The organism is Variovorax sp. GW821-FHT09B05, assembly GCF_059418265.1.
In genome coordinates this window covers 246,006-271,452 of record NZ_JBWKPN010000006.1, presented here as the reverse complement: position 1 = coordinate 271,452, position 25,447 = coordinate 246,006, and the positions used below count along the sequence as shown (strand labels likewise).

The following is a 25,447-nucleotide window of genomic DNA, read 5'->3' as shown; positions in this document are numbered from 1 at the left end:
TTCAATTCTATTTTATGAGTACAACTCAATCACAGATGCAGGCACGACACCCCCATCCGGCACGCTCCATGCGTCGCCCGTCCCACCCCGAAAATCGCACCGAAGAGGGCCAAGTAACTAAGTTAAACAAACTTAAAACTACTTCCTTATGATGCGAAACCTTTTTTCGCCGGAAGCAGAGAGACCCGTCCATGGTTCAGCTCGCGTTGCGTCGTCCGTACACCTTCATCGTCATGGCGATGCTGATCGTGCTGGCCACGCCCTTCGTCCTCTTGCGGATGGCCACCGACATCTTTCCGGAGATCAATATCCCGGTGGTGTCGGTCATCTGGAACTACACCGGCCTGCCGGCCCAGGAGATGGGCCAGCGCATCTCGGGCCAGGTGGAGCGCGGCCTGACCACCACCGTCAGCGACATCGAGCACATCGAATCGCAGTCGCTGGCGGGCGTGTCGATCATCAAGGTGTTCTTCCAGCCCACCGCCAACATCGAGATGGCGATCTCGCAGGTGGTGGCCTCGATGCAGGCCCAGGTGCGGCAGTTGCCGCCGGGCATCACGCCGCCGCTGGTGATCAAGTACTCGGCCTCGAGCGTGCCCGTGATCCAGCTCGCGCTGTCGAGCCCGACGCGCTCTGAGAACTCCCTGTTCGACGCCACCGTGAACCAGCTGCGCCCGCAGCTCATCACGGTGCCCGGCGCGGCGATCCCCTTTCCCTACGGCGGCAAGAACCGGCTGATCTCGGTCGACCTCGACACCCAGGCGCTGCAGGCACGCGGCCTGTCGCCGTCGGACGTGGTGAACGCGATCAACACGCAGAACCTGATCCTGCCCTCGGGCACCGCCAAGTTCGGCGCCACCGAGTACGGCGTGCGCATGAACGGCTCGCCCGATGCGATCGCGGGCCTCAACGACCTGCCGATCCGCACCGTGAACGGCGCCACCGTCTACGTGCGCGACGTGGCCTACGTGCGCGACGGCTTCTCGCCGCAGACCAACGTGGTGCGCCAGGACGGCGTGCGCGGCGTGCTGCTGTCGGTGCTCAAGAACGGCGGCGCCTCCACGCTGGACATCGTGGCCAACCTGCGCGCGATGCTGCCGGTGGCGGCGCAGACCATGCCGCAGGACATCAAGATCACGCCGCTGTTCGACCAGTCGGTGTTCGTGAAGGCGGCCGTCAAGGGCGTGGTGTTCGAAGCCATCCTGGCCGCCGCGCTGACCGCCGCGATGGTGCTGCTGTTCCTCGGCAACTGGCGCAGCACGCTGATCATCGGCCTGACCATCCCGCTGTCGATCCTGGCCTCGATCCTGGTGCTCTACGGCCTCGGCGAAACGCTCAACCTGATGACCCTGGGCGGGCTCGCGCTCTCGGTCGGCATATTGGTCGACCAGGCGATCGTGACCATCGAGAACATCGAGCGCCATCTGCACATGGGCACGCCGCTCAAGGAGGCGATCGAGGTCGGCGCCGGCGAGATCGGCAACGCGGCCTTCATCTCCACGCTGTGCATCTGCATCGTGTTCGTGCCGATGTTCTTCCTCTCGGGCGTGGCGCGCTTCCTGTTCGTGCCGCTGGCCGAGGCCGTGGTGTTCGCGATGCTGGCCTCCTACCTGCTGTCGCGCACGCTGGTGCCCACGCTGGTGATGCTGCTGATGGGCGGCGTGCACGGCCAGCAGGCCGACGAGAACGCCAAACCGAGCGCGCTGCAGCGCGTGTACCGCGCCTTCGACCGCCGCTTCGAGCGCGTGCGCCGCGCCTACACGCTGCTGCTGTCGGCCCTGCTGTCGCGCCGCGGCGGCTTCATCGCGGTATTCCTCGGCTTCTGCCTGCTGTCCTGCCTGCTCTATCCGGCGCTGGGCCGCGACTTCTTCCCGACCGTGGACGCCGGCCAGATCCGGCTGCACATGCGCGCGCCCACCGGCACCCGCATCGAGGAGACCGCGCGCCTCACCGACCAGGTGGAGGCCGCGATCCGCGAGCTGGTGCCGCCCGACCAGCTCGAGACCATCCTCGACAACCTCGGCGTGCCGAACAGCGGTATCAACCTGTCGTACAGCAACGCCGGCACCATCGGCACCTTCGACGCCGAGATCCTGATGTCGCTGAAGGACGGCCACCGGCCGACCGAAGAGTTCGTGAGCACGCTGCGCGCCGAGCTGCCCAAGCGCTTCCCGGGCATCGAGTTCTTCTTCCAGCCGGCCGACATCGTCACGCAGATCCTCAACTTCGGCCTGCCGGCGGCCATCGACGTGCAGTTCAGCGGCAATGACATCGCGGGCAACGCGGCGCGCGCAGCCGAGCTCACCAAGGCGATCCGGCAGATCCCCGGAGCGGTCGACGCCCACGTGCACCAGCGCCTCGACGGGCCCTCGGTGGACCTGACGATGGACCGCTCGCGGCTGCAGCAGTACGGCCTGACCGCCTCCAACGTGGGGCAGAACGTGCTGATCGCGCTGTCGGGCAGCTCGCAGACCGCGCCGGCCTACTGGCTCAATCCGCAGAACGGCGTGGTCTACAGCATCGCGGTGCAGACGCCGCAGTACAACGTCGACTCGCTCGATTCGCTGCTCAACATCCCGGTGGGCGCGGGCGGCGCGGCCGCGGCCGGCGGGGCGCAGCAGCTGCTGGGCAACCTGGTCGACGCGCGCGCGGCGCGCCAGCCGGCGATCCAGTCGCGCTACAACATCGCGCCGGTGATCGACGTCTACGTCAGCGTGCAGGGCACCGACCTCGCGAGCGTGGCGAGCAAGGTGCAGGCGCTGGTCGACGAGATGCGGCCCAAGCTCTCGCGCGGCAGCCGCGTCGACATCCGCGGCCAGGTGCAGACCATGCAGTCCTCGTTCATCGGCCTGGGCGTGGGCCTGGCGATGGCGATCGTGCTGGTCTACCTGCTGATCGTCGTGACCTTCCAGTCCTGGCTCGACGCCGCGATCATCATCACCGCCCTGCCCGCCGCGCTGGCCGGCATCGCCTGGATGCTGTTCATCACCGGCACCACGCTGAGCGTGCCGGCGCTCACGGGCGCGATCATGACCATGGGCGTGGCCACGGCCAACTCGATCCTGATGGTGTCCTTCGCGCGCGAACGGCTGGCCGCGGGCATTCCGCCGCTGTCGGCCGCGCTCGAGGCCGGCGCCACCCGCATCCGCCCGGTGCTGATGACGGCGCTGGCGATGATCATCGGCATGATCCCGATGGCGCTGGGCCTGGGCGAAGGCGCCGAGCAGAACGCGCCGCTGGGCCGCGCCGTGATCGGCGGCCTGCTGTTCGCGACGGTGTCGACGCTGTTCTTCGTGCCCGCGGTCTATGCGGGCGTGCACAGCTGGCTCGCGCACCGGCGCGCCGCGCACGGCGGCGGCGCCCATCCGCCGGCCGGCGCCACCGCGCAGGAGCACTGAGCGATGCCTGCGCCATCCGACCGTTTCGAGACCATGTTCGACTTGTTGTACCTGCCGCGCACCCAGCCTTCCCACGGCCGCGCGGCCCGCCACGGAAACGGCCCCGCGCCGTATAGCGCATGACAGAGCAACGCCATTCGGCATTGGCCATCCACCCCATCGCCGCCGACGACGGCGACGGCCCCGAGCTGCTGCGGCGGCGCCAGATCGTGCGGCGCACCCGCTGGCTGGTGCTGATCGTGCTCGTGCTGCTGGCGCTCGGCGCGGCGCGCACGGTGTTCGTGCGCATCGCCAACGCGCGCGAACTGCAGGCCAGCACGGTCGAGCATGCCAAGCAATATGTGCAGACCGCGCTGCCGCGCACGCCCACCGCGGGCCAGAAGCTGGCGCTGCCGGGCACGCTGCAGGGCTACGTGCAGTCGCCGATCTCGGCGCGCGCCAGCGGCTACCTCAAGCGCTGGACCAAGGACATCGGCAGCCGCGTCGAGAAGGGCGAGCTGCTGGCCGAGATCGAGACGCCCGAGATCGACCAGCAGCTGTCGCAGGCCATCGCCGCGCGCAACCAGGCGGCCTCGGGCCTCGAGCTCGCGCAGAGCACGGCCGCGCGCTGGGAGAACCTGCGCAAGAAGGACGTGGTCTCGCAGCAGGACCTCGACGAGCGCCGCAGCGCCGTCGCGCAGGCCACCGCCAACGTGGCGGCCGCCGATGCCAACGTGCAGCGGCTCAGGCAGACCGAGGGCTTCAAGCGCGTGGTCGCGCCCTTCGCCGGCGTGATCACGCGGCGCAACGTCGATACCGGCGACCTGATCGATGCCGGCGCCGGCGGCGGCGCGGGCCGCGCGCTGTTCGTGCTGGCGCAGACCGATCCGCTGCGCGTGTACATCAACGTGCCGCAGGCCTATGCCCAGCTCGTGAAGGCCGGCCAGCCGGTGGTGGTGACGCAGGCCGAGCTGCGCGGCCAGAAGTTCAGCGGCCAGGTCGCGCGCACCGCGGGTGCCATCGACACCACCACGCGCATGATGCAGGTCGAGGTCTCGCTGCCCAACCGCGACGGCGCGCTGCTGCCGGGCGCCTACGTGCAGGTCGAGCTGCCGCTGGCCGCGAGCGGTACGCTCACGGTGCCGGCCAACGCGCTGCTGTTCCGTGCCGAGGGCACGCGGCTGGCGATCGTCGACGCGCAGGGCCGCGTCGGCCTGCGCCCCGTGACCTTGGGCCGCAACTACGGCGAGAACGTCGAGGTGGTCGACGGGCTCGCGGGCACCGACCGCATGGTGCTCAATCCCTCCGACTCGCTGGCCGATGGCGACGTGGTCGCGGTGGCGCCCGATGCGCCGGCCGATGGCGCCAAGCCCGGCGCGGCACCGGCTGCAGCACCGGCGGCGGCCAAGAAGGAACCCGCGTGAGCATGCGCCGTCCCGCCTTCGCGGCGATCGCGCTCGCCGCCGTGATGCTGGCCGCGGGCTGTGCGGTCGGCCCCGACTACAAGGCGCCCGAAACCCCGCTGCCCGTGAGCTGGAAGCTCGAGGCGCCGTGGCGCGAAGGCACGCCCAACGACATCGCCGACAAGGGCCCGTGGTGGAAGCGCTACGGCGACGCGCAGCTCGACGCGCTGCAGGACCGCGCCGTGGCCGGCAGCCCCACGCTCGCCATCGCCGGCGCGCGGCTCGCGCAGGCGCGCGCCACGCTGGCCTCGAGCTCGGCCGCGCAGTATCCGCAGCTCGGCCTGGGCACGCGTGCCTCGCGGCTCAAGATCTCGGCCAACCGGCCGCTGACCAACTACAACACCGCCAATGCCTCGACGGTGCAGAACGACTTCGCGCTCTCGCTCAACGCCAGCTACGAGCTCGACCTCGCGGGCCGCGTGCAGCGCAGCGTGGAAGGCGCGAGCGCCTCGGCCGAGCAGTCGGCGGCCGACCTCGCCAACACGCGGCTGCTGCTGTCGGCCGACGTGGCGAGCAGCTATTTCAACCTGCGCTCCACCGACATCGAGCTCGATGTGCTGACGCGCTCGATCGCGCTGCAGCGGCGCGCGCTCGAGCTGGTGACGGCGCGGCACGACCTGGGCGCCGTCTCGGGCCTCGACGTGGCGCAGCAGCAGGCGCTGCTCGAGACCACGCTGACGCAGGTCGACGTGCTCAAGAAGCAGCGCGCGCAGTACGAGCACGCGCTCGCCACCCTGACCGGCACCCCCGCGCCCTCGTTCGCGCTGGCGACCGACCTGCGCGAGATCCGCCCGCCCGCGGTGCCGCTGGGCGTGCCCTCCGACGTGCTCGAGCGCCGGCCCGACGTGGCCTCGGCCGAGCGCGCGATGGCCGCGGCCAATGCGCAGATCGGCGTGGCGACCGCGGCCTTCTATCCGAGCATCCTGATCGCGCCCACGGTCGGCGTCGACAGCCGGCTGATCGAGTCGCTGTTCGATGCGCCCAGCCTGTTGTGGTCGGTCGGCGTGTCGGCCACGCAGGTGCTGTTCGACGGCGGCCGCGTGCGCGCGGGCGTGGACTTCGCGAAGGCCGGCTACGACGCCACCGTCGGCAACTACCGCCGCGTGGTGCTGACAGCGATGCAGGAGGTGCAGGACGGCATCGACGGCCTCGCGGCGCTCGAGCGCGCCACCGCCCAGGCGCAGTCGGCCGTGGCGGCCGCGCGGCGCGTGCTCGACATGGCCAACAGCCGCTACGAGGGCGGTGCCTCGACCTACCTCGACGTGATCACCGCGCAGCAGTCGCTGCTGACGGTGGAACGCCAGGCCGCGCAGCTGCAGGGGCAGCGCCTGCTGACCTCGGTGTTCCTCGTGAAGGCGCTGGGCGGCGACTGGTGCGGCGACGGCAACGCGGACGCCGCGCTCGCCGCTAGAACAGGCTGCCCTGCCCCGGCGCGCCAGGTGGCCGAAAAGCGCTGAGGTCGAGCGCGATGCGCTCGCGGTTGAAGCCGATGCGCGCGGTCGCCTTCTCGAAGCGCTGGCGCAGCAGGTCGGCCCACAGGCCGGTGCCCTTCATGCGCGTGGCGAAGTCGGCGTCGTAGTCCTTGCCGCCGCGCACGTCGTGGATGCGCGCCATGATGCGGTCCGCGCGCTGCGGGTAGTGCAGCGCCAGCCACTGCTTGAACAGCGGCGCCACCTCCCAGGGCAGCCGGATCATGGTGTAGAAGGCGCTGCGCGCGCCGGCCTCCCAGGCCGCCTCGAGCACCTGCTCCATGTCTTCCGTCACGAACGGAATCTGCGGCGCCACGCTCACGCCCACCGGCACGCCGGCCTCGGCCAGCGTGCGGATGGTGCGCAGCCGCCGGTGCGGCGCCGCGGCGCGCGGCTCGAGCTTGCGCGCGAGTTCGCCGTCGAGCGTGGTCACGGTCACGTACACCGCCGCCAGGCCGCGCGCGGCGGCCGGCGCGATCAGGTCGAGGTCGCGTTCGATCGCGCTGGACTTGGTCACCAGCCCGAAGGGGTGGTTGACCTCCGACAGCAGCTCGATCAGCGAGCGCGTGATGCGCAGCTCGCGCTCGATCGGCTGGTAGCAGTCGGTGGCCGTGCCGATCGCGATGTGGCTGGGCCGGTAGCTCTTGCGGCCCAGCTCGCGGCGCAGCACCTCGACCAGGTTGCGCTTGGCGATCAGCTTGGTCTCGAAGTCCAGCCCCGGCGAGAGGTTGAGGTAGCTGTGCGTGGGCCGCGCGAAGCAGTAGATGCAGCCGTGCTCGCAGCCACGGTAGGGGTTGATCGAGCGGTCGAAGTAGATGTCGGGCGAGTCGTTCTCGTTCATGGCCGACTTCACGTCCTCGAAGCGCACCTCGGTGGCCAGGGGCTCGAGCTCGTCGGCCTCGGCGGCGTTCTCCTCGAGCGTGCCCCAGCCGTCGTCGAAGGCATCGCGCTCGTCCTTCGAGAAGCGGTGCGCGAGCCGCGTGGCAGCGCCGCGGCCCTTGATGGCCTGGATGGGGATGTAGGCGGCGGGTGGCATGGCGCAACTCCTTCGCGGGTCGGTTAACTGTTTAAACATACAGTATTTCACCATTCCGCCGGGCCGCTGAGATTTTTCTATTTCTTTCTTGACAGAAATTTCGGAAGTCCTAGACTCCAGCGCATGGAACTCACCGACATCCAACGCAAGTTCGTCCTCCACTGGGGCGAGATGGGCTCCATGTGGGGCGTCAACCGCACCGTCTCGCAGATCCATGCGCTGCTGTTCGTGCACGGCAAGCCGATCCATGCCGAGGAGCTGTCCGACACCCTGGGCGTGGCGCGCTCCAACGTGAGCAACAGCCTGAAGGAACTGCAGGCCTGGAACCTGGTGCGCGTCACCCACATGCTGGGCGACCGGCGCGACTACTTCGAGACCAGCGTCGACGTCTGGGAACTGTTCCGCACCGTGGTGCGCGAGCGCAAGGAACGCGAGTTCGACCCCACCATCCGCGTGCTGCGCGAGATCGTCGCGAGCCCCGACTTCCAGAAGGAATCGGCCGATGCGCAGGACCGCATCCGCTCCACCATGGACCTGATGGCCAAGCTCGCCACCTGGGCCGACGAGATGCTGCGGCTGTCGCCCGGCACGCTCGACAAGGTGCTGACGCTGGGCGCGAGCGTGCAGAAGTTCGTTCGCGGCGATGCGCCCGCCACCGGCAAGGACGATCCCGACGCCCACCATGCGAGCCTGCCGATGATCTGAGGCCGGCTCTTTTTTTGCCCATTAATTTCTGTTTTGACAGAAATATCGAGAACAAAGAACACCATGCCCCGTCCCACCGCCATCACCTACCCGCTGACCGTCTACTACGACGCCACCTGCCGCCTGTGCAGCGCCGAAATGGGCGCGATGAAGGCGCGCGACGCGGCCGCGCGGCTCGTTCTGGTCGACTGCTCGCCGCCCGACTTCGAGGCCGGCCCGGCGCCGCGCGAGGCGCTGATGACCGCGATCCACGTGGTCGATGCCGCCGGCCGCGTGCAGGTCGGCGTGCCCGCGATCCGCGCCTGCCGCGAGGCGGTCGGCCTGCCCAACGGCGGCGCCCTGCTCGACCTGCCGCTGGTCGCGCCGCTGGCCGATCGCGCCTATGCCGCGCTGGCGCGCAACCGCCAGCGCCTGCCCGGCTGGTTCGTGACCCTGCTCGCCGGCCCGGCCGCGAAGGCCTCGCGCACCTGCGCCGACGGCCAGTGCCGGCTCTGACATCCGCACCGCCTTCCCCACGAGGAGTTCACCGCATGCCCAGCGTCTTCCAGCCCGATTTCCGCCTGCCGCACACCGCCGAGGCCTCGGCCCCGGTCAGCCGTGCCGACACGCAGGACTACTTCACCGAGGTCGCCACCGACTACGGCGCCTGGAGCCCCAGCTACAACATGCACTTCGGCTACTGGCGCGCGGGCCTGAATCCACTGCGCCGCGAAGGCATGCTGGTCGAGATGAACCGCGAGGTCGGCCGCGCGTTGCGACTCGACGAGCGCCCCACGGACGACGGCCGCCACTGCGTGCTCGACCTGGGCTGCGGCGCCGGCGCCACCGCGCGCACGCTGGTGGGCGACGACCGCCGCCTCTACGCCGTGACCGTCACCAACGTGCCGGTGCAGAACCGCATCGCCGCGCGCCTCGACGCCCAGGCCGGCGTGACCGACCGCATGGCGCACCTCGAGGCCGACTACACGCGCACCGGCCTGCCGGCCGCGCAGGCCGACGGCGCCTGGGCGCTCGAGAGCGCCTGCTATGCCGAGGGCACCGCCAAGGCCGACTTCGTGCGCGAGGCCGCGCGCCTGCTCAAGCCCGGCGCGCGGTTGGTGGTGGTCGACGGCTTCCTGCTGCGCCGCGAGCCCGGCCGCCTCGCGCGCTGGCTGCACCGCCTGTGGGCCGACAGCTGGGCCGTGCCGACGCTGGCCGTGCGCGCGGACTTCGTGGCCGCGCTGCGCGAACACGGCTTCGAGGAGATCGAGGTGCGCTCGCTGCGCTGGCGCGTCGCGCCGAGCGCGCTGCACATCCCCGCGCTCGCCACCCGCTTCACGCTGGCCGAGCTCTGGAAGGCGCGCGGACGCCTGAGCCCGTGGCGCCGCAAGCACATCGTCGCCAGCTACTGCGCGCTCGCGCTGGGCCTGTTCTGGCGCGACTTCGACTACTGCATGGTCAGCGCCACGCGGCGCGCCGACTGAACACACGAACAAGCACACCGAGGAGAAGAGGATTTCCATGCACACCGATCCCGAAGACAGCCGGCTGGCCGAGCTGGCGCCCATCGAGCCGGCCGCGAGCGACGAGCCGCCGGCGAGGAAGCCCGTGCACGGCATGCCCTTCGGCTGGTTCTGGCCGATGGGGATCGGCGCCGCGATGGCGCTGGTGCTGCGCCTGATCTTCAGCGGCGGCCCCGGCCAGCTCTACTCGGCCATGCTGGGCTCCTTCGTCTACCTGACGCCCGCGCTGTGCGGCGCGGTCACGGTCTACATGGCTGAGCGCATCGAGCGGCGCAGCTGGGGCTACTACCTCTGGGCGCCCTGGGTGGCGACCGCGCTGTTCGTCGGCGGCACGCTGGCGGTGTTCATCGAGGGCCTGATCTGCGCCGCCTTCATCGTGCCGCTGTTCGCGGTGATGGGCAGCATCGGCGGACTGGCCATGGGCATCGTGTGCCGCATCACCCACTGGCCGAAGCAGACCCTCTACGGCTTCGCGCTGCTGCCGCTGGTGCTCGGTGCCATCGAGCCGAACCTGCCCAACCCCGACCGGTTCTCGAACACCTCGCGCACGCTCTTCATCGCCGCGCCGGCCGAGCGCGTGTGGCACGAGCTCAACGCCGCGCGCGACATCCGCCCCGCCGAGGTCGATGGCGCCTGGGCCTACCAGGTCGGCGTGCCGATGCCGGTGTCGGGCGTCACGGTCGACACGCCCGAGGGCCGCGTGCGCCAGGTGCAGTGGCAGAAGAACGTGCACTTCGAGGAAGTCATCACCGACTGGCAGCCCAACCGCCGGCTGCAATGGCGCTTCCGTTTCTCGCCCGACTCCTTTCCGGCTGGCGCGCTCGACGATCACGTGATGATCGGCGGCCAGTACTTCGACCTGCGCGACGCCACCTACACGCTGACGCCGCGCGACGGCGGCACCGAGCTGCGCGTCGAGGTCTCGTGGCGGCTGAGCACCAGCTTCAACTGGTATGCCGACCGCGTCATGCACCTGCTGCTGGACGACGCGTCCGAGAACATCCTGCGCTTCTACAAGGCCCGCAGCGAAGGCACGGCCACGGCAGGCGCCATGATCCGTCCATGAACAAGGACACCCGCCCGGTCTTCCAGCAAGCGCTCGGCCCCGCCTGGGACCGGCTGGGCGACGCGATCCGCCGCCACTACACGATGGCCCCGCATTCGAACGACCACGTCTGCGTGCGCGGCACCATGCACGAGGTCCACCATGCGCCCTGGGCCGCGCTGCTGATGCCCTTCGGCCGGCTGTTCGGCGCCCTCGTGCCCTACACCGGGCGCGAGGTGCCGATCGAGGTCCACTACCGCTGCCGGCCCGACGACCCGCACCTCTACTGGGACCGCATCTTCCGCTTCGCGGGCCGCGCGCCCTTCCACTTCCGCTCGCACATGGAGCACGACGCGGCCGACGGCGCGCTGGTGATCGAGTACGTGCGCTTCGGCATCGGCATGCGCCTCGCGGTGAGCGCCGAGGACGGTGCGCTGGTGTTCCGCGACCGCGGCTACATCTGGCGCGTGGCCGGCCTGCGCATCCCGCTGCCGCTGGGCCTGCTGATGGGCACGGCCTATGTCGAGGAACGGCCCGACCCGCGCGACCCCGACGCCTTCAGCATGCGGATGCTGCTGCGCCACCGCTGGTTCGGCGACGTGTTCCGCTACAGCGGCAGCTTCCGCCTGCCCGACGACCTTCCCTGCGACAGGTGATCCGCGCCGGCGCCACAATCGCCCCACCATGCCGCGCCGCCCCGAGAACCTCTACCCGCAGTACCACGCCCACGTCTATTTCGGCCCCACCACCGTGGCCCAGGCCCGCGCGCTGTGCGAGCGGGCGGGCCGCGAGCTGATGGTGGTGGTGGGCCGGGTGCACGAGCGCCCGGTCGGCCCGCATCCGCACTGGAGCTGCCAGCTCGCCTTCGATGCGGCCGAGTTCGACGCGGTCATCGGCTGGCTCGACAGCCACCGCGACGGCCTCGACGTGTTCGTGCACGGCGTGACCGGCAACGACCTCGCCGACCACACCGATCACGCGATGTGGCTGGGCAACGAGAGCGCGCTCGACCTAAGGATGTTCCGGCACTGACCGGGACGGCGCGTCCTCCGCCGCGCCGTCGGCGGCCGCGCCGTGCACCTTGAAGAAGCGCGCCCCCTCCACCTTCTGCCCGATCGCCTGCTCGTAGGCCGCGCGCACCGCCTCGGGCTGCCCGGCCTGGCCGAAGAAATCCTTGAGATAGGGGCCGAGCAACGGATGCGCCGCGAGCTCCCGGCGCGGCAGGCCCTTGGCCATCTCCTCGCGACAGGCCGAGGGCAGGAACACGTCGCGGTTCTTCTGCGGATCGCGGATCAGCCCCTTGGGCTCGTGCGCCGGGTCGGCCTGCATCGCCTCCAGTTCCTCGAAGAAGCGACGCCGCATCATCACGATGCCCTTGTCGCTCTGGCCGAGCTTCTCGCGCGTGCGATCGGTGACGGTACCCTGCCCCACCCACACGGCGAAATCCTGGTTGGCGACATGGCTGGTGATCCAGCGGCCCGTGACCGGATCCCGGGTGGGCCCGTACCACGACGGAATGCGTTCCTGCACATAGGGCTCCTGCTCGGTCGGCACGCGGCTCAGCACCCACAGCACGCTCAGCGTGTGGTGGTCGTCGATCGGCACGCGCCATTCGAAGTGATGGCCGAGGAAGAAGCCATTGGGCCACAGCGTGACGCGCCCCGCGGTCCACATCGGGTTGTCCTCGCGCTCGCCGCCGCGCAGCCGCCGGTAGACGAAGCCGTGCTCGAACTCCTCGAACGCGAGCTTCAGGTGCGTGGGCACGTACGGACCTTCCTCGCCCTGCAGCCGCGTGGTCCAGTTGTTGTGCGTCCACTCGAAGTGCACCGGGTCGATCGAGTTCTCCTGGCACTGGAACCAGTTGCACGGGATCTCGGCGAACACCGCCTGCGCGAAGCCGTTGGCGCAGTTGAACAGCTCCCAGTCGGGCAGCAGCGGCGCGGGCTGTGGCCCCATGTAGGCCCACAGCAGGCCGGCCTTCTCCTGCACCGGGTAGGCCTTGATCCGCGTGCTGCGGCGCATGCGCGCGCCCGGGTCCAGCGTCTCTTCGAAGGGCTGGTGCACGCACTGCCCGCCCGCGTCGTACTGCCAGCCGTGGTAGCTGCAGCGCAGCCCGCACTGCTCGACGTAGCCGTAGGCCATGTCGGCATTGCGGTGCGGGCAGCGCCGGTCGACCAGCCCGTAGCGGCCGCCGAGGTCCTTGTAGAGCACCAGGTCCTCGCCGAGGATGCGCAGCGGCTTGACCGCCTGCGCATCGAACTCGCTCGCACCGGCGACCGGGTGCCAGTAGCGGCGCAGGTAGTCGCCCATCGGCGTGCCGGGGCCCACTTCGGTCAGCAGGCGGTTCTTCTCTTCGCTCAACATCGTCGTCTCCTGGTTCCTGATCAATCCGCACGGATGCCGAACTCGCGCACGAGCCGGCCGAAGCGCTGGTCGTCCTGCGCGATCTGCCGCGCCAGCACGGCGGGCGCGCCGCCCACCGGCTCGATGCCCAGCGTGGCCATGCGCGCCTGCACCTCGGGCATGCGGAGGATCTCGTTGAAGTGCGCGTTGAGCGCCTGCACGATCGCCTCGGGCAGCGCGCGCGGCCCGAGCAGGCCCATCCAGGCGTTCAGGTCCACGTCGCGCCAGCCGAGCTCGTACAGCGTGGGCACCGTGGGCAGCAGCGCCGCGCGCTTGCGCTGCGCCACCGCGAGCGGCAGCAGCTTGCCGGCCGCGATGTGGCTGGCCACGGCACCGGGCGTGATCCAGCCCACGCTCACATGGCCGCCCAGGGCGTCGTTGACCACCGGCGCCACGCCGCGATACGGCGCATGCACGAGCGCGATGCCGGCGTCGCGGTTGAACAGCTCGCCCGCGATATGCATCGGCGAGCCCGCGCCCGGCGTGCCGTAGGTCAGCGCGCGCCCGGCCTTCGCGGCGGCCACGAGCTGGGTCGCGCTCTGCAGGCCGGTCGCGGGCGCCGTCACCAGCAGCAGCGGGATGTCGCCGGTCTTCACGATCGGCGTGAAGTCCCTGACCACGTCGTGCGCCACGCCGGGGCCGGCCTTGAGCACGTGCTGCGCGATCGGGAAGGTGCTGGGCGTGAACAGCAGCGTGTAGCCGTCGGCCGGCGCCTTCGCCACCCAGGCGTTGCCGATCATGCCGCTCGCGCCGGGCCGGTTGTCGATCAGCACCGGCTGACCGACGCGCTGCGACAGCTTCTCGGCATAGGTGCGCGCGATGGCGTCGGTGTCGCCGCCGGCCGGGTAGGCCACGACGATGGTGATCGGCCGCGCGGGCCAGGTCTCGGCGGTGGCGGTGGCGGCGAACGCGCTCAGCGCCGAGAACAGCGTCGCGGCGGCCATCGTCCGGCGCCGGAGTGGATTCATCATGGGCTTTCCTTTCTTGCCTGTGCGTGGAGCCACGGGATCGGGGCCAGTGCAATGTAGGAAGCCGGGCGCGGGGCCAGAAGATATAGTTTCACTGAGTGAACCACTTCGGAGGCCGCGGCATGTCGGACACCCAGGGCGCGCAGGGCGTGAAATCCATCGACGCGCTGCGCCGCGGGCTCGAGGTGATGCTCGCGATCCAGCGCTCCTCGGCCGCCACGCTGTCGGAACTCAGCCGCCAGACCGGGCTGTCGAAGGCCACGCTGCTGCGCATCCTCAAGACGCTGCAGCAGGCCGGCTGGGTGGAGCGCAACGAACTCGAGAAGCGCTACGTGCCGACCTCGGCCGCCGGTGCCCCGGGCCCGCTCGTCGAGTGGCGCGCGCGACTGTCGGCGCTGGCGGCGCAACCGCGCGCCACGCTGCAGCGCAAGGTGCCCTGGCCCACCGACCTCGGCGTGCGCGACGGCAGCGCGATGCTGATCCTCGATGCGCACCGCCCGATCAACGGGCTGGCCGTGAACTACCGGGTGCTGGGCTTTCGCCCGCCGATGCTGATGTCATCGCTCGGGCGCTGCTACCTCGCCTTCTGCCCCGAGGACGAACGGCGCCAGCTCCTCGCGGCGCTCGCACGTTCGCCGCACCAGGTCGACCGCGACGCGCGGCGGCCCGAGAACGTGCGCCGCATGGTGGCGAACGCGCGCGCCCAGGGCTACGTGTCGCGCGACCCCACCGCCACCAGCATGGATTCGCCCGACCGCTTCGGCGCCATCTCGGTGCCGGTACGACTCGACGAGCGCGTGGTCGGCTGCATCAGCTGCGCCTGGCTGCCCGCGGTGCGCAGCGAGCGCGAGATGGTGGCGCAGCACCTGGCCGACCTGCAGGCCGCCGCGCAGGGCATCGAGCGCAAGCTGCGGCAGGCCGGCTTCGAGCCGGCGCCGCCCACGGGCTGAATCAGAACTCCGCGTCGAGCTCGTCGATCTCGTCGGGCTCCTGCTTCGCCGCCGCCACCCATTCCTTCATCGCGGGCAGCTCCATCACGCGCTTGCAGTAGGCCGTGCAGGCGCTGTCGAGCGCCACGTCGTAGCTCAGGAAGCGCGTGACCACGGGCGCGTACATCGCATCGGCAATGCCCGGCTGCTCGCCGAACAGGTAGGGGCCGCCGTAGGCCTTGAGGCATTCGCGCCAGATCGCCACGATGCGGTCGATGTCGGCCTGCGCGCGCGACCACACCTTGAAGTTCTTGAACCGGGCCTTGATGTTCATCGGCAGCGCGCCGCGCATGGCCGCGAAGCCCGAATGCATCTCGCCGCAGATCGCGCGGCAGTGGGCCCGGGCCGCCACGTCGGCGGGCAGCAGGCCGGCCTTGGGCTTGATCTCGTTGAGGTACTCGCCGATCGCCAGCGTGTCCCACACCTTCACCGAGCCATGCTGCAGCGAGGGCACCAGCATCGAGGACGACAGCAGCAGCATCTCGGCCTTCATGGCCGGATCGTCGGGCGGGATGATCTTCTCGCTGAAGTCCAGGCCCGCCAGCCTGCACATCAGCCAGCCGCGCAGCGACCACGCGCCGTAGTTCTTGCTGCTGATGGTGAGAACGGGTTTGGCCATCGGGTGTGCTCCTTGGTGCCGGCAAGCGCCGCCGGTGGCCAGCGACGTGCAAGCCCTGTGCCACCCGTTCCATCCCGGTGCGCCCGGCCTTGGCCCGCAACTTGCCTCTGCCACTGCAACGCACCACAACCATGCTCTACCGCGTCTACCAGAACCAGGCCGACCTGCTCTCCCCGCTGCGGCTCGCCTCCCAGTACATGGCGCGCGCGCTCTGGCAGGACGGCAGCGAGCGCACCATGCAGCGGCGGCTGGCGGCGCAGTGCGAGGTGTTCTCGCGCATGCGGCTCACCCACAGCCGGCCGCCCTACGGCATCGCCAGCGTGCCGGTCGACGGCGACGAGGTCGCGGTGCACGAGGAGGTGGCGCTGAGCGCGCCCTTCGGCACCCTGCTGCATTTCAGGAAGGACGGCGACCATCCCACGCACCCGCCCGTGCTGCTGGTTGCACCGTTGTCGGGCCATTTCGCCACCTTGTTGCGCGAAACCGTGCGCACCCTGCTGCGCGACCACGACGTCTACCTGACCGACTGGCACAACGCGCGCGACGTGCCGCTGTGGCAAGGCCGCTTCGGCCTCGACGACTACACGCTGCAGCTCATGGCCTTCCTCGAGGCCGTCGGCCCCGGCGTCCACATGGTCGCGGTGTGCCAGCCCTGCGTGGCCGCGCTGGCCGCCACCGCGCTCATGGCCGAGGACGACAACCCCGCCACCCCGCGCAGCCTCACGCTGATGGCCGGGCCGGTCGACTGCCGCATCAACCCGACCGCGGTGAATCGCCTCGCGACCGACCGGCCCATCGACTGGTTCCGCCGCAACCTCATCAGCCACGTGCCCTGGCCGCACGCGGGCGCGATGCGGCGCGTGTACCCGGGCTTCCTGCAGCTCGCGGCCTTCATGAGCATGAACCCCGAGCGCCACAAGAAGCAGTTCGAGGACATGTACCGCCACCTGGTCGAGGGCGAGCTCGAGAAGGCGCACACCATCGGCAACTTCTACGACGAGTACCTGGCGGTCAACGACCTGCCCGCGGAGTTCTACCTCGAGACCGTGGAGCGCGTGTTCCAGACCTACGACCTGCCGCGCGGCCAGCTCACCGTGGGCGATCGCACCGTGAACCCGGCCGCGATCCGCCGCACCGCGCTGCTCACGGTCGAGGGCGAGCGCGACGACATCTGCGCGGTGGGCCAGACCGTGGCGGCGCAGGACCTCTGCACCGGCGTGCGGCCCTACCTCAAGGCCCACCACCTGCAGGCCGGCGTGGGGCACTACGGCGTGTTCAGCGGCAGCAAGTGGAACGCCCAGATCTATCCGCGCGTGCGCGAAACCATCCACGCGGCCGCCGAGCTGCACTGAGCTACGGCTGCGGCAGCGCGGCCTCCACCGCGGCCGGCTGCGCCGGTCGCCCTCCCGCCTCCAGGTATTTCCAGTACGCCACGTACCCCGAGAGGTAGTGCTCCACGTCGTCGATGCGCACACGGAAGCTGTGGTGGCGGATGAAGAAGCTGCCCACGATGCGCTGCGGATTGCGGAAGAACATCGCGAGCTCGGGCCAGAAGTGCCCGCTCAGCAGGTAGCGCGCGCGCTGCTCGAGCGCGCGGTAGAACTTCTCGATGTCGAAGCCCTCGAGCAGGTGCGCATGCGCGGGGTCGGCCTGCAGCCGCGTCACCATCTTCTGCGCCGCCATCATCAGCTCGAGCAGGGTCGGGAAGGTGGTGATGCGGTTGAGCACGAACTCGAGGTGGTCGCGCACGTTGTCCAGGCCGAAGCGGAAGTAGCGCTCTTCCGGCCGGTACAGCGTGAGCTCGTTGACGCAGTAGCTGAGCCAGTGGTCGTGCGCCTCCCAGTGGCGCGCCTCGATGAAGTGCGCGAAGGCCTTCTCGACCGCGCGCAGCCAGCGCTCGTCGCGCGTCAGGCCGTAGAGGCGCATCAGTCCGAAGGCGGCCTCGCCGTCGTAGTAGATGATGCGGTTCTCCTCCTTCACGCGCAGGTCGGGATGGTGGAGCACGTGCACGAAGCGGCCGCTGGCCGGGTCCTGCATGTGCAGGATGCCGAGCGCGAGCTGCTCCATCAGCGGCAGGTACTTCCGGTCGCCCGTGAGCTCGGTGTACTTGACCATCGCGAGCAGGCACACGGCATTGCCGCCGAGCTTGATCTCGTCCTCGATGTCGACCAGGAACGCGGCCTGCGCCCCATCGGGCAAGGTGGCGGGCCGGATCAGCTCGCCCGTCAGGTGGCCCAGCGCGCGGTCGATCGCCGCCTTGTGCTCGGGCTTGCGCGTCAGCTCCCAGCCCTCGATCAGCGCATAGGTCGAGCTCGCATGGCGCAGCGCGTTGTAGGTGGGAATGGCGCGGTCGAAGCAGGGGAACCAGCCGTAGTGGTAGGCGCCCGAGCTCTTGACCTGGCGCGCGAGGTAGGCGGTGCTGGTCTCGACGATCTGGCGCACGCGCGCCGCGTCCCAGGCCGGCAGCCGGCGGTAGCCGCGGCCCACGCCCTCGTGCTCGATGCGGTGCGCCTCCTTGCCGTCCGTGAACACGGCGCGCGTGTCGAACACCCACACCGGCTGCTGCGGATCGGTGGGCCAGCTCAGTTCGCGCCCGTAGCGGTGCTGGCCGAACAACCGGAGGTTCGCCGCGTTGGGCGTGGCCTCGTCGAACTTGCCGTCGTAGAGCACGGCATGGGCGCCGATGTCCTGCTCGAGCATGGCCACCGACAGGTCGGCGTCGAAGGCGATGCCGCTGCGGAAGTAGTTGCGCTTGGTGGCCAGCAAGGCCTGCTGCAGCCCCTTCCAGTGCATCGCCTGCACCGTGTGGACCACGTCCGCGCGCAGCCAGATCGGCGCCGTGCTCTGCTTGCGCAGCCAGGTCTGCAGCAGTTGCGCGCCGCGGCGCCACACCTCGTCGAAGTTCCTGCCGCGCACCGTCACCACGTGCGCGCGCTCCTTGCCGTTGCAGGCCGACAGGAACAGCACGCCCGCGCCTTCCGGCGCCGCGGCCTCCATGCACTCGGCCCACGTCGCGGCCACCGCGGGCTTCGCGCACGCGAGCAGTTCACCCAGACTCATCGAAGATTCCTCACATGGCTTCCATCGGCTGGCGATGCGATGGCTGCGCGCATTGTCCCTCGTCCCGGCGTCATTCCCAGGGCCGCGCGGCCGCGGCTTCGTACTCCTGCGGCGTGCCGCAGAAGACGATCTGCTCCTGCCCGACCAGCTCGTAGGCCACGCGCGCGCCGCGCGCGATCAGCGCGTTGTAGCAGGGCGCGATGTAGTACTCGCCGCGGATCAGCAACTGATGCTGCTGCTGGTGCGCGAAGGCTTCGTCGAAGACCCGCGCATCGGCGAAGTGGTAGAGGCCGTCGCTGCACAGGCTGGAGATGCGCTCCTTCTCGGTGGTGCGCAGCACCGAGCGATCGGGCCCGGGCTCGACGAAGGACCAGTGCTCGCCCTCGCCCTCGAACACCTCGAGGTAGCCCGCGGCGCCGTCGGCCAGCGCCGACTTGCGGAAGCCGGGCCGGATGGTGTCGATGTTGAAGACGTAGAGCGCCTCCTCGCTGCGCAGCGCCTGCAGCCCGCGGTGCACCGAGTCGGCCTGCCCCAGCGTGTCGCCGTCGAGCTCGACGATGTGGAAGGACTTCACGCCCAGCGCCTTGAGCTCGCGCACCAGGAACTCGACCACGTCGTGGTCGCGCCGCACCACGAACAGGAACAGGTCGTCCTGGAAGTAGCGCTCGAAGGACTTCACCACATGGAAGAACACCGTGCGCCCGTGCAGCGGCAGCCGGTACTTCGGCAATGCATAGCCGGCCTCGGTGAAGCGGCGGCTCCTGCCCATCATCGGTATCACGAACATCGCTCAGTGCTCCATCTGTTCGTACAGGCGCAGCGCATTGGCCAGCATCGCGCGCTGGCGGCGCGGCGCGTCCTGGTGCAGCGGCAGCATCGACAGGAACAGGAGCACCGTGATCGGCGCCACGTGGCGCGCGGTCATGCCGTTGAGCAGCGGCAGCGCCGCGAACAGCTTCTGGATCGCGGCCACGTCCTCGTCGGCATGGATGCGCAGGCGGAAATCCAGCCCCGTCCCGTCGTCGATCTCGAAGGCATCGGCCACGATGTAGTCGTACAGCCCCAGCACCGAATGCGCGAGCTTCGCGAGGTCGTAGCGCAGGTCGCCGACGAGCCGCGGCTCATCGCGGAAATTGAGGCCGCGCGGGTCGATCAGCTTGATGCAGTCCGAGCGGGTGTCGAACAGGATGTTGCTGAAGCACAGATCGCCGTGCATCACGCCCGGCACCAGCGGCACGCGCGCCGCGGCCTCGAGGCAGCGCTCGAGGATCTCGGCCAGCGAGGGCAGCGCGCGCCCGTTGAGCCGCGTGGGCGCCGACAGGCTCGTGCCGCTCGCCGTGGCATAGGCATCGAGCCGCGCGCGCGTCTTGTCGCCCAGCATGCCGCGGCTGTCCTGCGCCACCGCCTGGCGCTCGCGCTCGCCCAGCGGTACCGCCGTCTGGCAGGCCGCGAGCCAGTCGGCCAGGTGCCGGAACACGCGCGACCAGAAGGCGGTGGAGTTGCGGCCGTGCACGTAGAGCTCGTTGAGCGGCGCCATGCACAGGTACTCGAGCTCGTAGCCATAGCCACCGTCCCCGTCCTCGACCGCGCCGCGGTCGAGCAGTTGCGGGACGTACACGCGCAGCCGCGGCGGCAGCGCCTCGAACCAGCGCGCCTCGGCCTCGAGCTTGCGTGGCTGGCTGCCGGTCTTGCGCACGCGCCGGTCGCCGATGGCGAGGTCGTTGAAGGCGCGCTGCGTGGTGATGCGCGCGCGCGAGCGGTAGAAGGTGTTGACGTGGCCGAAGTCCGACCACTGCGCGGTCTGCACGCGCTGCAGGTAGCAGGCCTCGTCGTAGGCCGAGACCGCGCGCTCGAACGAGCCGCGCGCGGCCACCAGGCATTTGGCGAGCCGGCTGACCGACTGGAACGCGAAGTAGCCGCACCACACGCGCACCGCGGTCTCCGAGCCGTGGTCCACCTGCCAGTCGTAGTCGTCGGCCGACTCGGCCACGCTGAGGCAGTCCCAGCCGGTCGGCAGGTCGTTGATCAGCGTGTCGCCCAGCAGCAGCCGCATGCCGTCGTCGTAGCGGCCCACCGTGTTGATCGAGAACAGCAGCGAGTCGGCCAGCGTGAGCCCGTCGGGCACGCGCAGCACCTGGATCGCAAGGGCCTCGAGCGCCTGCGCGTCGCGGTGCGAGACGGCATGGCTCTCGGGCAGCGAGAGGTAGATGGGCTCGCCCGGGAAGTGCCTTGCCAGCAGCGCGGCCTGGTGCACGAACAACCGGTGGTTGGCCACCGGCAGGAAGGCCGGCGGCAGGCGGCCGAACTCCGACTGCAGCTCGGAGTCGACGTAGGCCGCCGAGGTGACGACGATCACTTCTCGTGCTCCAGCAGCCGGTCGATCTCCTCGCGGCTGTACTTGAGGAACTCCGAGGGCCGGATCGCGCGGTCGTCGACGTAGAAGCCCTCCTCGCCGCACCAGGGCTTGCCGACGTGGATCTCGTCGTAGGGCACGTCGTGGCGGGCCAGCCAGTCGATGATGATCGGCAGCGTGTGGGCGTTGATGCGGCCGACGTTGCCGCCGAAGCTGTTGACGTTGCGGCTGGTGTAGATCGAGATCGCGAAGCCCTGCTCGCGGTAGCTGCGCAGCCGCTCGATCATGTCCTCGCGCGGACGGGCATTGGGGTAGTCCTTCTGTTCCGCCACGCACAGCGTGTGGTCCAGGTCGAAGATCAGGCGTTTCAAGTGGGGCTCCTCTAATTCTGGTTCGCGGCGGCCGGGTCGATGGCCAGGAAGCGCGCGATTTCGTCGTTGTTGCGTACGCCCGAGGCGGCCACCGCGCGCTGCACCACGCGCATCAGCCGCGGGTTGTGCGCCGTGTCGCGCTGGTCGGCGTCGGGCCATTGGTAGGGCGGCAGGCCGCGCTCGCGCGCGACGGCCTCGGTCTCCTCGCCGAAGGCCTGCAGGATGCGCAGCATCAGCGCATGGCCGCGCCAGATCTCGTCGCGCACCACCGGGCTGCCGTCGGCGAAGCGGCGCGCGCGCAGCTCGTCGGGCATGGCCATCGGCGGCTCGCCGGCCTTGGCCAGCTCGGACAGCCGGTTCCAGAAATGGCGCACGTCGTAGGGATTGGGATTGGCGAACACGCGCGCGCGCAGCTCGGTGGGCGTGGCCGGCAGCGGCGTGCTCCACAAGGTGGGGTTGCGCCGGTTCTCGGCCAGCGTCACCCACTCGGCCCACTTCGCCATGCCCTCGAGGTACCAGCTGGCGCGGAACATCGCGTGGCCGTACTGGAACAGGTGGAACAGCTCGTGCGGGATCAGGTAGTCCTTCACCCGCTCGTGGTTGCCCGCGAGCGCGGCATTGATGGCGATCGAAAGCGTGCAGCGGTCGGCGCGCGCGCGGCTGCCTGGGTAGCGGATCACGGCCGAGAACGAGAGCCCGCGCTTGTCCGCGACGCCGGGGCTGTAGGCATCGAAGTTCAGCAGGTCGATGTCGATCGTCTCGGCCTGCCTGAAGCGCGGACTGCGCAGCGGATCGCGAAAGCCGTTGGCCAGGTAGATGCGGCGCACGGTGTCCAGGTGCAGCGCGGCGTCCTCGACCATGTCGGGCACGCCGTTGCCGTTGAGGTCGACGCCGGTGTAGAGCGCATGCGGCCCGTCGAGCGCATAGAAGACGCGGATGCCGTTGAACTCGTGGCGCTGCGTCAGCGCCAGCCGGTGCGCGTTCTTCGAGATGCGGCAGCCCGCGCCTTCGGGCCCCTGCTGCAGGCCCGGCTCGCGGTCGGCCTGGTCCTGCGCGCGCGCCGCGCCCGGCAGCAGGCCCAGGAACAAGGCCCACAGAACCGACAGGGCCAGCACGGCCTGCATGCGACGCACCCGTGTCACCGCGGCGCCGCGCCGGCCAGGGCGTTCCACAGCAGGCGGTCCATCTCGCTGGCCGGGCCCGCGGGCAGGTCGGCCGACAGCATCGCGCGCAGCTCGCCGCGGCCATAGGCGGCGGCGGGCACGGCCTCGACGGCATGGATGTTTTCGAGCGGCCGCCGCCGCACGCCCTGGAACAGCAGCGCATGCGCGAGCGAACAGTGCGAACGCAGCCGCTTCGGAAAGCCGAACCAGTTCTCGCGGATCGCCTGGGTCTGCAGCCCCAGCGTGTTGGCATAGCAGCCCATGGCTTCGGGCGAGCCGACCGCGAACTGGTCGCCGGCATACAGCGTCTTGGTCACCGCGAGGTGGTTGAAGAACAGCACGCGCTGGCGGCGGCAGGCCTCGGCCATGCCGGCCCAGTCGGGCGCGGCCGTGCCGGCGCGGAAGGCGCGGTCGGGCCGGATCCGGATCACCAGGTCGTAGTCGCCGCCGTCCTGCAGCATCAGGCGGTGCGCTTCCTGGATCTTGTAGAACATCTTGAGCTGGTTGTTCGTGTCGTGCTCGAACTCGGGCCGCCGGTGGTTCTCGATCGCCACCACCGCGTCGGCGCCGTACACCGCGCGCAGGTCCGCTTCGCCGAGCGTCGACGACACCTCGAGCCGGGCGAAGAAGTTCGGATAGGCCTTCTTCATCGCGGCCAGCCCGTAGCGGAAGCCGGCCTGCCGGTAGGCGTCGGCGAAGGGCGCGAACTTGAAGATCCGGTCCACGCCGTTGCCCGACATCGGATCGGGAAAGCGCCAGCCCGTGTCCTCCCAGGTATGGACGAAGTACTTCACCTGGTGGCCGTCCAGCCCCAGGTGCTTCCAGGTCTGGAAGGCGGCCGCATAGCCGCGCATCTGGCCCGACACGCAGACGGCGATGCGCAGCGGCGCGCCGGCGGCCGGCGCAGTTGCATCGGAGCGCGCCGCGCCGGATTCGAAGGCGCGCGCGATCCTCGCGCTGGCGCGTGCCTGCCTCGCCTGCTTGCCTCCCTCGGCCGGCGGCAGGCTGCGCACCTGCGCGAGGATGCGCTCGTACAGCGCCTCGTCGAACAGGCCGTAGCCGAGGATCAGCAGCCGGCAGATCGCCGCGTCGCTCAGGCCGCGCAGGCCCTGCGCGTCCTCCAGCAGGTCGTTCGCGAAGGCGCGCAGCAGCGCGCCGTTCGCGGGCAGCACGCTCTGGAAGAAGCGGCACAGCGTCTCGTGGTCGCAGCGCTGGAACAGCTCGACCAGCATCTCGCGCCGCAGGTCGTCGCCATAGCCGCGGAAGCCCTCGACCGCGAGCATCAGCGCGGTGCGGTCGCGCGGGTCGGCGAACTCCCGGTGCTCGAACAGCGGCCGTGCCACGCCAGCCAGGCTGCGGTAGCTCGCGCCCTGGTGCCGCTTCAGGCCCGCGAGGAAGCTCGCGAAGGCGAAGGGAAAGGCCTCGAGGGCCTGGGCCAGCCGGGCCGCATGGCCATCGATCTGGCCCGCGATCATCTGCACCGCGCCCGCGTCCATCTCGCCCTGGGCGGGAAAGTGGCGCGCCCAGATCTCGCCGCCGCGCAGCTCGAGCGCCGCCGCGACGTTGCCCGACAGCACCAGCGCCTCGTGGTAGCGCAGCACGATCTCCTTCTCGAACGCATGGCCCTCGCCGAGCGCGCGGCGCAGCCGGTACAGGCTCAGCTCATGCTGGTCGGCGCGCGCGAAGGCCGCCAGCGCGGCCTCCATGTCGGCGACCGAGGTCCAGGCCCCGGAAGCGATCGCTTCGAGCGGTGCGTCTTCCCGCCACATCGCTCAGGCCGCCAGCGCGACGGCTTCGGCCTCGCGCACCACCGGCAGCCAGGGGGCGGCCAGCATGCCGATCGGCGGCGGCGTCTCGAGGCTCATCAGCAGGTGGGCACGGCTCGACGGCTGGTTGCTGCGGTTGACGGCACGGTGGTGCACGTCCACGCGCACCAGCCAGGCCGAACCGTCGGCCGGCAGGTGCACGCTCTCGATGCTGCCGTCGGCGCGCTGCCATTCGAAGAAGCAGTTGGGGTTGGTGACGATCGGCACGTGCAGGCGCCAGGCCTCGCGCACGGCGTCGGTGTGCAGCGGCATCTCGTCGCCTTCGCTCTCGAGCTGCATGATGCGCGCGCGAAAGGGCTTGAGACCGCGCGCCGACAGCGCGTCCATCACCTCGGCCAGGCAGCCCGAGCAGGCATCGGTGGGCTGCGTGCCGCGGCTGGGCATGGAGGCATTGGGATTGATGCGGCGGATGCCGTCGATCAGCGTGCCGTCGCGGCTGGTGACGGCCCAGCCGATGTAGTCGACGCGGTTGTCGCGGTACTGCGTCGACGGCAGCTGGCGCACGTGCTGTTCGAAGTGGACGCGCAGCGCGTCGATGTCGATCTTGAAGTTCGCCAGCCGGGCGAACATGACGTCCTTGGATTGGTTCACGGCTCTCTCTCCTCGGTTCCTCTGGATGAATGGCCATCGCGGACGATGGCGCCGGCCCGCGCGCGGCGGGCGATGCGCAATGGCTGCGCAGGCGCTGCACGCCGAAGCGGCAGCGCGGTCCGGGCACGGGGCCGGACCTAGGCGAGGAAGGCGGAAATCCGTGGCGGCCGCTTGGGCGGCGCGAGGAAGGTCGAGGAGGAGAAGGAGGCGAAGGAGCGCGGCAGCGCGCTGGACAGCACGATCAGTTCGAGCGCGTAGCTCTCGAACGGGACCTCGATGCCGTGGCCGATGTCCGTGTCGTCGCTGGACACCGAGGCGGAGACGGAGGTGCCCGCGCCGCGCGGAAAGTCATCGCTGGAGGCCGAGGCATCCGACCACAGCGTCTGCGCGACGAGGTCGTGATGCAGGCCGGCTTCGACGAGGATCTGCGCGAACACCACCACGGCCTGACAGCACAGAAGGACCGCGAGGACGAGCGCGATGAGCGGGCGAGACATGACCGCGAAA

At 70.3% G+C, this 25,447-nt stretch carries 23 protein-coding genes; 11 read left to right on the top strand and 12 right to left on the bottom strand.

From position 1 onward, the window contains the following. Positions 1 to 191: 191 nt before the first annotated feature. From AC07RM_RS18015 to AC07RM_RS18005, 3 genes are all read left to right on the top strand, one after another. Positions 192 to 3,398 carry an efflux RND transporter permease subunit gene (locus AC07RM_RS18015; RefSeq protein ID WP_495335395.1) on the top strand — a complete coding sequence of 1,069 codons (3,207 nt, stop codon included), beginning with the start codon at positions 192 to 194 and terminating at the stop codon, positions 3,396 to 3,398. A gap of 119 nt (positions 3,399 to 3,517) precedes the next feature. Then, the gene (locus AC07RM_RS18010) at positions 3,518 to 4,801 is read left to right on the top strand and encodes an efflux RND transporter periplasmic adaptor subunit (RefSeq protein ID WP_093343184.1); all 1,284 of its coding nucleotides are present in this window, start codon (positions 3,518 to 3,520) and stop codon (positions 4,799 to 4,801) included. Between the two features lie 2 nt (positions 4,802 to 4,803). After that, positions 4,804 to 6,297 carry an efflux transporter outer membrane subunit gene (locus tag AC07RM_RS18005; protein ID WP_495317257.1) on the top strand — a complete coding sequence of 498 codons (1,494 nt, stop codon included), beginning with the start codon at positions 4,804 to 4,806 and terminating at the stop codon, positions 6,295 to 6,297. Here AC07RM_RS18005 and AC07RM_RS18000 read toward each other — a convergent pair. Further along, positions 6,248 to 7,345: a PA0069 family radical SAM protein gene (locus AC07RM_RS18000; RefSeq protein ID WP_093343187.1), complete on the bottom strand. Its 1,098-nt coding sequence runs from the start codon at positions 7,343 to 7,345 to the stop codon at positions 6,248 to 6,250. The genes AC07RM_RS18005 and AC07RM_RS18000 overlap by 50 nt on opposite strands. A 123-nt stretch (positions 7,346 to 7,468) precedes the next feature. On the opposite strand from AC07RM_RS18000, the gene AC07RM_RS17995 reads away from it, so the two are divergent. From AC07RM_RS17995 to AC07RM_RS17970, 6 genes are all read left to right on the top strand, one after another. Next, positions 7,469 to 8,050: a GbsR/MarR family transcriptional regulator gene (locus AC07RM_RS17995; RefSeq protein WP_495335394.1), complete on the top strand. Its 582-nt coding sequence runs from the start codon at positions 7,469 to 7,471 to the stop codon at positions 8,048 to 8,050. A gap of 63 nt (positions 8,051 to 8,113) precedes the next feature. Continuing rightward, positions 8,114 to 8,545, top strand: coding sequence for a thiol-disulfide oxidoreductase DCC family protein (locus tag AC07RM_RS17990; protein WP_495335393.1), 432 nt, complete (start codon positions 8,114 to 8,116; stop codon positions 8,543 to 8,545). A gap of 35 nt (positions 8,546 to 8,580) precedes the next feature. Then, the gene (locus tag AC07RM_RS17985; RefSeq protein ID WP_495335392.1) at positions 8,581 to 9,513 is read left to right on the top strand and encodes an SAM-dependent methyltransferase; all 933 of its coding nucleotides are present in this window, start codon (positions 8,581 to 8,583) and stop codon (positions 9,511 to 9,513) included. Between the two features lie 37 nt (positions 9,514 to 9,550). After that, the gene (locus AC07RM_RS17980) at positions 9,551 to 10,618 is read left to right on the top strand and encodes an SRPBCC family protein (protein WP_208507680.1); all 1,068 of its coding nucleotides are present in this window, start codon (positions 9,551 to 9,553) and stop codon (positions 10,616 to 10,618) included. Then, entirely contained in the window at positions 10,615 to 11,253 is a 639-nt protein-coding gene (locus AC07RM_RS17975; protein WP_495335391.1) for a DUF4166 domain-containing protein, read from the top strand. The genes AC07RM_RS17980 and AC07RM_RS17975 overlap by 4 nt, the downstream gene beginning before the upstream one ends. Before the next feature lie 28 nt (positions 11,254 to 11,281). Beyond that, positions 11,282 to 11,629: a DOPA 4,5-dioxygenase family protein gene (locus tag AC07RM_RS17970; RefSeq protein WP_495335390.1), complete on the top strand. Its 348-nt coding sequence runs from the start codon at positions 11,282 to 11,284 to the stop codon at positions 11,627 to 11,629. Here the strand turns inward: AC07RM_RS17970 and AC07RM_RS17965 are convergent. Together AC07RM_RS17965 and AC07RM_RS17960 are read right to left on the bottom strand one after the other, a co-directional pair. Beyond that, positions 11,609 to 12,961: a Rieske 2Fe-2S domain-containing protein gene (locus tag AC07RM_RS17965; RefSeq protein ID WP_495335389.1), complete on the bottom strand. Its 1,353-nt coding sequence runs from the start codon at positions 12,959 to 12,961 to the stop codon at positions 11,609 to 11,611. The genes AC07RM_RS17970 and AC07RM_RS17965 overlap by 21 nt on opposite strands. 20 nt (positions 12,962 to 12,981) lie before the next feature. Next, complete coding sequence (locus AC07RM_RS17960; protein ID WP_495335495.1) at positions 12,982 to 13,968, bottom strand: tripartite tricarboxylate transporter substrate-binding protein; 987 nt, start codon at positions 13,966 to 13,968, stop codon at positions 12,982 to 12,984. 122 nt (positions 13,969 to 14,090) lie between these two features. On the opposite strand from AC07RM_RS17960, the gene AC07RM_RS17955 reads away from it, so the two are divergent. Next, positions 14,091 to 14,918, top strand: a complete 828-nt coding sequence (locus AC07RM_RS17955; protein ID WP_422097602.1) for a helix-turn-helix domain-containing protein — start codon at positions 14,091 to 14,093, stop codon at positions 14,916 to 14,918. A 1-nt stretch (position 14,919) separates the two neighbouring features. Here AC07RM_RS17955 and AC07RM_RS17950 read toward each other — a convergent pair whose 3' ends face one another. Then, complete coding sequence (locus AC07RM_RS17950) at positions 14,920 to 15,576, bottom strand: glutathione S-transferase (RefSeq protein ID WP_057592442.1); 657 nt, start codon at positions 15,574 to 15,576, stop codon at positions 14,920 to 14,922. A 131-nt stretch (positions 15,577 to 15,707) separates the two neighbouring features. Between AC07RM_RS17950 and AC07RM_RS17945 the strand changes: the two genes are divergently transcribed. Further along, positions 15,708 to 16,928, top strand: a complete 1,221-nt coding sequence (locus tag AC07RM_RS17945) for a polyhydroxyalkanoate depolymerase (protein WP_495335388.1) — start codon at positions 15,708 to 15,710, stop codon at positions 16,926 to 16,928. A 1-nt stretch (position 16,929) separates the two neighbouring features. Here AC07RM_RS17945 and AC07RM_RS17940 read toward each other — a convergent pair whose 3' ends face one another. From AC07RM_RS17940 to AC07RM_RS17905, 8 genes are all read right to left on the bottom strand, one after another. Next, positions 16,930 to 18,636: a Mur ligase gene (locus AC07RM_RS17940; RefSeq protein WP_398496417.1), complete on the bottom strand. Its 1,707-nt coding sequence runs from the start codon at positions 18,634 to 18,636 to the stop codon at positions 16,930 to 16,932. A gap of 70 nt (positions 18,637 to 18,706) precedes the next feature. Beyond that, positions 18,707 to 19,423, bottom strand: coding sequence for a glycosyltransferase family 2 protein (locus AC07RM_RS17935; RefSeq protein ID WP_495335387.1), 717 nt, complete (start codon positions 19,421 to 19,423; stop codon positions 18,707 to 18,709). A gap of 3 nt (positions 19,424 to 19,426) precedes the next feature. Further along, on the bottom strand, positions 19,427 to 20,992 hold the full coding sequence (locus AC07RM_RS17930; protein WP_495335386.1) for a phosphotransferase: 1,566 nt from the start codon (positions 20,990 to 20,992) through the stop codon (positions 19,427 to 19,429). After that, entirely contained in the window at positions 20,989 to 21,360 is a 372-nt protein-coding gene (locus AC07RM_RS17925) for an HAD family hydrolase (protein ID WP_093343206.1), read from the bottom strand. Before AC07RM_RS17925 ends, AC07RM_RS17930 begins: the two co-directional genes overlap by 4 nt. Before the next feature lie 11 nt (positions 21,361 to 21,371). Continuing rightward, positions 21,372 to 22,484, bottom strand: coding sequence for a hypothetical protein (locus tag AC07RM_RS17920; RefSeq protein WP_495335385.1), 1,113 nt, complete (start codon positions 22,482 to 22,484; stop codon positions 21,372 to 21,374). Between the two features lie 14 nt (positions 22,485 to 22,498). Beyond that, positions 22,499 to 24,292, bottom strand: coding sequence for a hypothetical protein (locus AC07RM_RS17915; protein ID WP_495335384.1), 1,794 nt, complete (start codon positions 24,290 to 24,292; stop codon positions 22,499 to 22,501). Positions 24,293 to 24,295: 3 nt separating this feature from the next. Beyond that, positions 24,296 to 24,940: an aspartyl/asparaginyl beta-hydroxylase domain-containing protein gene (locus AC07RM_RS17910; RefSeq protein ID WP_495335383.1), complete on the bottom strand. Its 645-nt coding sequence runs from the start codon at positions 24,938 to 24,940 to the stop codon at positions 24,296 to 24,298. A 137-nt stretch (positions 24,941 to 25,077) separates the two neighbouring features. Beyond that, on the bottom strand, positions 25,078 to 25,437 hold the full coding sequence (locus AC07RM_RS17905; RefSeq protein ID WP_495335382.1) for a hypothetical protein: 360 nt from the start codon (positions 25,435 to 25,437) through the stop codon (positions 25,078 to 25,080). Between the last annotated feature and the right edge of the window lie 10 nt (positions 25,438 to 25,447).

Excerpts from the sequence above, each read along its gene's own strand:
- AC07RM_RS17965 (WP_495335389.1), bottom strand. The coding sequence starts at position 12,961 with ATGTTGAGCGAAGAGAAGAACCGCCTGCTGACCGAAGTGGGCCCCGGC.
- AC07RM_RS17940 (WP_398496417.1), bottom strand. The coding sequence starts at position 18,636 with ATGAGTCTGGGTGAACTGCTCGCGTGCGCGAAGCCCGCGGTGGCCGCG.
- AC07RM_RS17980 (WP_208507680.1), top strand. The coding sequence starts at position 9,551 with ATGCACACCGATCCCGAAGACAGCCGGCTGGCCGAGCTGGCGCCCATC.
- AC07RM_RS17905 (WP_495335382.1), bottom strand. The coding sequence starts at position 25,437 with ATGTCTCGCCCGCTCATCGCGCTCGTCCTCGCGGTCCTTCTGTGCTGT.
- AC07RM_RS17975 (WP_495335391.1), top strand. The coding sequence starts at position 10,615 with ATGAACAAGGACACCCGCCCGGTCTTCCAGCAAGCGCTCGGCCCCGCC.
- AC07RM_RS18015 (WP_495335395.1), top strand. The coding sequence starts at position 192 with ATGGTTCAGCTCGCGTTGCGTCGTCCGTACACCTTCATCGTCATGGCG.
- AC07RM_RS18010 (WP_093343184.1), top strand. The coding sequence starts at position 3,518 with ATGACAGAGCAACGCCATTCGGCATTGGCCATCCACCCCATCGCCGCC.
- AC07RM_RS17935 (WP_495335387.1), bottom strand. The coding sequence starts at position 19,423 with ATGTTCGTGATACCGATGATGGGCAGGAGCCGCCGCTTCACCGAGGCC.
- AC07RM_RS17920 (WP_495335385.1), bottom strand. The coding sequence starts at position 22,484 with ATGCAGGCCGTGCTGGCCCTGTCGGTTCTGTGGGCCTTGTTCCTGGGC.
- AC07RM_RS17915 (WP_495335384.1), bottom strand. The coding sequence starts at position 24,292 with ATGTGGCGGGAAGACGCACCGCTCGAAGCGATCGCTTCCGGGGCCTGG.
- AC07RM_RS18005 (WP_495317257.1), top strand. The coding sequence starts at position 4,804 with ATGCGCCGTCCCGCCTTCGCGGCGATCGCGCTCGCCGCCGTGATGCTG.
- AC07RM_RS17985 (WP_495335392.1), top strand. The coding sequence starts at position 8,581 with ATGCCCAGCGTCTTCCAGCCCGATTTCCGCCTGCCGCACACCGCCGAG.
- AC07RM_RS17970 (WP_495335390.1), top strand. The coding sequence starts at position 11,282 with ATGCCGCGCCGCCCCGAGAACCTCTACCCGCAGTACCACGCCCACGTC.
- AC07RM_RS17955 (WP_422097602.1), top strand. The coding sequence starts at position 14,091 with ATGTCGGACACCCAGGGCGCGCAGGGCGTGAAATCCATCGACGCGCTG.
- AC07RM_RS17950 (WP_057592442.1), bottom strand. The coding sequence starts at position 15,576 with ATGGCCAAACCCGTTCTCACCATCAGCAGCAAGAACTACGGCGCGTGG.
- AC07RM_RS17995 (WP_495335394.1), top strand. The coding sequence starts at position 7,469 with ATGGAACTCACCGACATCCAACGCAAGTTCGTCCTCCACTGGGGCGAG.
- AC07RM_RS17960 (WP_495335495.1), bottom strand. The coding sequence starts at position 13,968 with ATGAATCCACTCCGGCGCCGGACGATGGCCGCCGCGACGCTGTTCTCG.
- AC07RM_RS18000 (WP_093343187.1), bottom strand. The coding sequence starts at position 7,345 with ATGCCACCCGCCGCCTACATCCCCATCCAGGCCATCAAGGGCCGCGGC.
- AC07RM_RS17990 (WP_495335393.1), top strand. The coding sequence starts at position 8,114 with ATGCCCCGTCCCACCGCCATCACCTACCCGCTGACCGTCTACTACGAC.
- AC07RM_RS17945 (WP_495335388.1), top strand. The coding sequence starts at position 15,708 with ATGCTCTACCGCGTCTACCAGAACCAGGCCGACCTGCTCTCCCCGCTG.